Origin of the sequence: Pseudomonas sp. K5002, from assembly GCF_013386655.1 — a bacterium.
Classification (GTDB): domain Bacteria; phylum Pseudomonadota; class Gammaproteobacteria; order Pseudomonadales; family Pseudomonadaceae; genus Aquipseudomonas.
Genome location: NZ_JACARK010000036.1, coordinates 1 through 5,355 on the forward strand (window position 1 = coordinate 1; position 5,355 = coordinate 5,355).

General features: G+C 60.4%; 7 protein-coding genes. 3 read left to right on the plus strand and 4 right to left on the minus strand.

Annotated features, from left to right (window positions below):
* The coding region (locus tag HX846_RS01760; protein WP_178964843.1) for an EAL domain-containing protein at positions 1 to 847 on the plus strand (847 nt) is incomplete at its 5' end.
* On the opposite strand, the gene HX846_RS01765 is transcribed toward HX846_RS01760, so the two are convergent.
* Together HX846_RS01765 and HX846_RS01770 are read right to left on the minus strand one after the other, a co-directional pair.
* On the minus strand, positions 816 to 1,469 hold the full coding sequence (locus HX846_RS01765; protein WP_177040153.1) for a response regulator transcription factor: 654 nt from the start codon (positions 1,467 to 1,469) through the stop codon (positions 816 to 818). The two genes, HX846_RS01760 and HX846_RS01765, sit on opposite strands and share 32 nt — an antisense overlap.
* Positions 1,470 to 1,619: 150 nt before the next feature.
* Positions 1,620 to 1,820, minus strand: coding sequence for a hypothetical protein (locus tag HX846_RS01770; protein ID WP_003209572.1), 201 nt, complete (start codon positions 1,818 to 1,820; stop codon positions 1,620 to 1,622).
* A gap of 302 nt (positions 1,821 to 2,122) precedes the next feature.
* Here HX846_RS01770 and HX846_RS01775 point away from each other — a divergent pair, with 302 nt between their 5' ends.
* On the plus strand, positions 2,123 to 2,407 hold the full coding sequence (locus HX846_RS01775) for a DUF3509 domain-containing protein (protein ID WP_003209570.1): 285 nt from the start codon (positions 2,123 to 2,125) through the stop codon (positions 2,405 to 2,407).
* 171 nt (positions 2,408 to 2,578) lie between these two features.
* On the opposite strand, the gene HX846_RS01780 is transcribed toward HX846_RS01775, so the two are convergent.
* A complete protein-coding gene (locus HX846_RS01780) occupies positions 2,579 to 3,457 on the minus strand; it encodes a TIGR02285 family protein (RefSeq protein WP_003209569.1) in 879 nt (292 codons plus the stop codon).
* Complete coding sequence (locus tag HX846_RS01785; RefSeq protein ID WP_102605531.1) at positions 3,457 to 4,656, minus strand: CaiB/BaiF CoA-transferase family protein; 1,200 nt, start codon at positions 4,654 to 4,656, stop codon at positions 3,457 to 3,459. The genes HX846_RS01780 and HX846_RS01785 overlap by 1 nt, the downstream gene beginning before the upstream one ends.
* 145 nt (positions 4,657 to 4,801) lie before the next feature.
* On the opposite strand from HX846_RS01785, the gene HX846_RS01790 reads away from it, so the two are divergent.
* Positions 4,802 to 5,344 (plus strand): YaeQ family protein, encoded by a 543-nt coding sequence (locus HX846_RS01790; protein ID WP_003209567.1) that lies wholly within the window; start codon positions 4,802 to 4,804, stop codon positions 5,342 to 5,344.
* The last annotated feature ends 11 nt before the right edge of the window (positions 5,345 to 5,355 follow it).

Genomic DNA, 5,355 nt, shown 5'->3' on the forward strand with positions numbered 1-5,355 from the left:
GCCGGTGGTGTCCTGGGAGCGGGTGCGCCAGTTGCTGGACTTGAGTGAGTCCGAGCAGTTGCCGCCTTCGGCGGATCTGAGCCAGGTCGCTATCGCCCGCTGCGGCACGGTCTGGTATCAGCCCATTGTCAGCCAGGCGGGCGTGTTGCAAGGTGTCGAAGCGCTGGCCCGCTGGCAGCTTCCTGACGGCGAGTTGCTGTTGCCTGACGCGTTTCTGCCGGTGCTGGAGTTTGCCGGAATGGAAGAGGCGTTTACCTGGCACGTGCTGGAACAAGCGCTGGGCCAGGCGGCACACGTCATGCGCGAAACCGGGCAGGTGCTGCCGGTGGCGGTGAATATCCCGGGGCGGATGCTGGAGCGTCCGCACTTTCCCCAAGTGCTGCAAGGCTTGCTGCAACTTCACGGCGTGCCCGCCCGTGGCCTGACTCTGGAACTGGTGGAAACCTCGCGCCTGAACACCGACAGCGCCCACGTCACCGGCTTGCTGCGTTTGCGGATGATGGGGTGCAAGCTGTCCATCGGTGATTTCGGCGTGGGCGGCACCAGCCTGCAACGCTTGCTGGAATTGCCCTTCAGCGAATTGAAGATCCCGCCGGCGTTTGCCAGCGGCATGGCCAGGGACGATCGCAAGGCGGCAGTGGTTGCCGGCGCCATGAGCATGGCGAGGCGACTGGGTGTGGGTGTGGTGGTGACCGGGGTTGAAAGCGCCGCCGACTATCACGCGGTAAGTGAACTGGGGGCTGCGTGGTTGCAAGGCTGCTTTATCGCCGGCCCCATGGACGCCGAGGCGCTGAAGCAGTGGATCGCGTTTCAGGCTAGGCCAGCCCGTGTTCCTGCACATAGATAAACAGCGCGGCGTCGTTGCTCAGGCCCAGCTTGCGCATGGCGCTGACCTTTTGTGCACTGACGGTTTGCTTGCTGCGATGAAGATTCGCGGCGATCTCGCCTACCGTCAGGCCGCCGGCCAGCAGGCGGATGACTTCAAGTTCACGGGGTGATAGTTGATCCTGGGAGTGCACACGCTCGACGCCTGCCAGGTTCAGTGACTGACTGATGGTCTGGGCCACATAACGTCGCTGCTGGCGCACCTGACGGATTGCTTCAGGCAATTCGTCTGCGAGACTGGCCTTGCTCAGCAGGCCCATGACACCCAACTCCAGGATGGCGTGGAACAGGCCGGCGTTGTTCAGCATGGTCACCACCACGATGGGCAGGCCCGGGTGATGCCGGCGCAGTTGTTCGATCAGGCGCAAGCCGTCGGCCTGGGGCTCGGCGGGCATCATGAAGTCGGTCACCAGAATGTCGCAGGCACAACGTTGCAGCAGTTCGCCAAGGGCCAGGGGTGAGTTGGCTTCACCGACGATGGTTAGCCTCTCGTCACGTTCCAGGACCGCCCGCAGACCGATGAGGAAAATCGGGTGGTCGTCGGCGAGGACGATGCGCAATGGCTTGTCAGACGTTTCGTTCAATACAGGCTCCCAGGGTAATTTGGGGATTCTAGCCTGTTAACGCAGGAGAGGGTCTGAAGGTGCGGTTTACAAAGGTGTAAAAAACGCCGCGTCCCCGTCCGTGGGGCAGCGGCGTTTTTCGTTTCTGGCAGGCCCGGTCGGAGTGATCGTTTAGGCGAGTAGTTTCTGAGCCACTGCCATTACGGTTCCGACAGCCGTGAAGAAGCCGATGGCGATACCAACGGGATACCAGAAATTCTCTCGGGTTATCTTGTGGGATTCTGCGTTTAGCTTGCGTTGCTCGGCATAAATTCTGGATATGTCGGCGTGAATCTTCTCTAGTATTGCCTGCTCTTTTTCGTGTTCCAGCATGGTCTTCGTCCTTCGCAACGGGGCCTTTTGGTATGCGCTGTTTATCGATGTGCCGGCATGATCAGCGCTCATCGAGTATAGGATTCACCCTCGGCATCAGCGCCAAAACGGCAACTCATTGAGTAAGCAGTTATGTGCTGCCGTTTTTTGCTTGTCATGTTGCAAGCGCATGCTGGACACGTCATCCCCCGGCAACCCTTGAAAGACGAAAAAGCGAACTTTCCTACGACGCAAATAGTCACTTAGGATAGATGCAGCTCCCGTTTACACGATTGTTTCCGAACTATTGAGTGGTGATCGAGATGGAAAGTATCAGCCTATTGCTCGGTGAAGCACTGAGCCCTTATCAGGTCACGCTGACCACCTCGGGTGTGCAGGGCGAATGCCTGGTGACCGTAAAAAATCCGGCCGGTGCCATCGTGGTCGAACGAGAAGTCGACCAGGCACAATTGACCGACAAGCGCGCATTGGTGGATGTGGTGGACTGTTTGCACCGCGACTTGATGATTGCCGAAGGACGCCTGGAACCCTCGGTCATGGCGGCCCTGCGCAATGCGGCCCTGACTCGGCCGATCGCCTGCGCATGAAGATTTATTTTTGTTGGGAACCTTCCTACGGCAAGGTGAGTCAGATTTTGTAACAGCGAGATCAAGCATTGTGCTCCGGTGCTTGTGGCTCGTTGTTACTGGTCTTTTTAGGCCCTTATTAACCCCGAGTTGTCTCCCCACTGCTCGGGGTTTCTTTTTGCCTGCGATTTGTCATGGGCTCGGGGCATCCTGGAAAAACGTCGGGTGGTCTTGCAGGTATTGCTCACGCATGACCGGGTCGAGCCATGAGGCGTAGGACTGTCGCAGTTGCTCCTGCGGGATCTCGCGCAGCACCTGATTGATCCGCTCGATAGCCGTGCGGCCTGAGGCGTTATCCGTGCAGGCAATCCGGGTCAGTTGATAGGGCGGGGTGCCTTTGATGGGGTAGAAGATCAGCTCTTGTGGATCAATGCCTTGTTGCAGCGCCTGGTAGCGCACTTCTGTCCAGTAACCCAGCACCGCTTCCAGCCGCCCCTTTCGTTGCATCTGCAGCAGGCTGCCGAGGGCGTCATTGCCGTAATGTGGCGCCAGTTTGTGAGCACTGGTGTGCTTCAGCGCTTCATCGATGATGGCGCCGTAGCTGCGTTCGGCGATGATGCCAAGGCGCGCATCTCGTGCATTCAAAAATGCCTCCAGGTCGAACCGTCCATCCACCACAAACGGCGCCAGCAGCGCCCGCTGACCCTGGCGGATCGTCACCCCGTTGCTCACGGCCGCGAAGGCCTGGGCGGAAAACACGATGGTTTTAGCGCGCTCCGCCGTCCACAGCAGGGACGGGTCGCAGGTAAGCGTGCCGGGGTCGCGGAGCATCTGCATGCCGCGCGCGCGGTTCACGTGGAGGATCTGATGTCGATACTCCGGCATGTGTTCGGCGAGTATCGGCAGCAGTTGGTCGAGGGCGCCCTGGCCTTTTTGCGGGCCTTCGAAAATCGTCACTGGCGGCAGGTCACGCAACAGCCAGATCAAGGTTTCCTGGGCCTGGCTCGACAGTGGCCAAGTCCCGAGCAGTGAACCCAGGAGGCAGAGTCGAATGATGAAGCGCCGGCCCATCAGATCGCGCCGTTCTCACGCAGGCGAGTAACGGCGGCCGCATCGTAGCCCAATTCAGCGAGCACCACGCTGTTGTGCTCGCCCAACTGCGGTCCGACCCATTCACAACTGCCCGGTGTGTCCGACAGTTTGGGCACGATGCCGGGCATCTTGAAGTCCTTGCCGCCCGGGAGCTGCGCCTTGAGGAACATCTCGCGGGCCAGAAACTGCGGGTCTCCCAGCATGTCTTGCGCGCTGTAGATGCGGCTGGCGGGCACTTCGGCCTTGTTCAACTGTTCCACCACTTGCTCAAGCGGCAGCGAGTTGACCCAGCGATCAATCACCCCGTACAGCTCATCGCGCCGGCTGTCGCGGCCATCGTTGCTGGCCAGTGCCGGGTCGTTGGCCAGGTCGTCGCGACCAATGGCCGACATGAAGCGCTTGAAGATCGCGTCGCCATTGGCGCCGATCTGCACATGCTTGCCATCTTTGCTGGTGTGGATCGAGGAGGGCGTGATGCCGGGCATGATGTTGCCGGTGCGCTCGCGGATAAAGCCGAACACGTCGAACTCCGGGATCATGCTCTCCATCATCGCGAAGATCGCCTCATACAGCGCCACATCCACCACCTGGCCGAGCCCGCCATTCACTTCACGATGACGCAGGGCCATCAGCGCCCCGATCACGGCCCACAACGCCGCGATCGAGTCACCGATGGAAATCCCGGTGCGCACCGGCGGGCGGTCCTCGAAACCGGTGATGTAACGCAGGCCCCCCATGGATTCGCCCACCGCGCCAAACCCTGGCTGGTCCTTCATCGGCCCGGTCTGGCCAAAGCCCGAGAGGCGTACCATCACCAGTTTCGGGTTCAGGGCGTGCAAGGTTTCCCAGCTCAGGCCGAGCTTTTCCAGCACGCCAGGGCGAAAGTTCTCAATCAAAATGTCGGCATCCGCCAACAGTTGCTTGAGGATCGCCAGGCCGTCCGGGTGTTTCAGGTTCAGGGTCAGGGATTTCTTGTTGCGCGCCTGCACAAACCACCACAGCGAGGTGCCTTCATACAGCTTGCGCCACTTGCGCAGCGGGTCGCCGCCATCCGGGGATTCGACCTTGATCACCTCGGCGCCGAACTCGGCGCAGATGCGCGACGCAAACGGGCCGGCGATCAAGGTGCCGAGTTCGATGACTTTCAGGCCGGCAAGTGGTTTGGCGGTAAACGACATGAGGAACCTTTCGGGCAGGGCAGGGATGTGAGCCTTTTAACATAGGCGAGTGGCGCAGTGATAAGGATGATGCAGCGCAGTATTCGTTGAATCACCTCGCCATCGGTTAGACTTGCCGCCTTTCCCTGTCTCTAGAAGTCCGTTCATGGCCCAGCCGTCCACGACCTACAAGTTTGAACTCAACCTCACCGACCTTGACCGTTCGGTGTACGAGAGCGTCAAGCAGACCATCGCCCGCCACCCTTCGGAAACCGAAGAGCGCATGACCGTGCGTTTGCTGGCCTACGCGCTTTTCTACAACGAGCAGCTGTCTTTCGGTCGTGGCCTGTCAGATGTAGACGAGCCGGCGCTGTGGGAAAAAAGCCTGGATGATCGCGTCCTGCACTGGATCGAAGTCGGCCAGCCGGACGCGGACCGCCTGACCTGGTGTTCCCGCCGTACCGAACGCACGACCTTGCTGGCCTACGGCAGCTTGCGCGTCTGGGAAGGCAAAGTGGTGCCGGTGGCGAAGAACCTGAAAAACGTGAGCATCGCCGCCGTCCCCCAGGAAATCCTGGAAGTGCTGGCCAAGGACATGCCCCGGGTGATCAAGTGGGACGTGATGATCAGCGAAGGCACGATCTTCGTGACCGATGACCGTGGGCAGCACGAAGTCCAGCTGGAATGGCTGGCTGGCGAGCGCGGCTGAAACGTCGACAG

Bases quoted from the DNA above. Each gene is read 5' to 3' on its own strand.
- HX846_RS01790 (WP_003209567.1), top strand. From the start codon at position 4,802: ATGGCCCAGCCGTCCACGACCTACAAGTTTGAACTCAACCTCACCGAC.
- HX846_RS01780 (WP_003209569.1), bottom strand. From the start codon at position 3,457: ATGGGCCGGCGCTTCATCATTCGACTCTGCCTCCTGGGTTCACTGCTC.
- HX846_RS01785 (WP_102605531.1), bottom strand. From the start codon at position 4,656: ATGTCGTTTACCGCCAAACCACTTGCCGGCCTGAAAGTCATCGAACTC.
- HX846_RS01775 (WP_003209570.1), top strand. From the start codon at position 2,123: ATGGAAAGTATCAGCCTATTGCTCGGTGAAGCACTGAGCCCTTATCAG.
- HX846_RS01770 (WP_003209572.1), bottom strand. From the start codon at position 1,820: ATGCTGGAACACGAAAAAGAGCAGGCAATACTAGAGAAGATTCACGCC.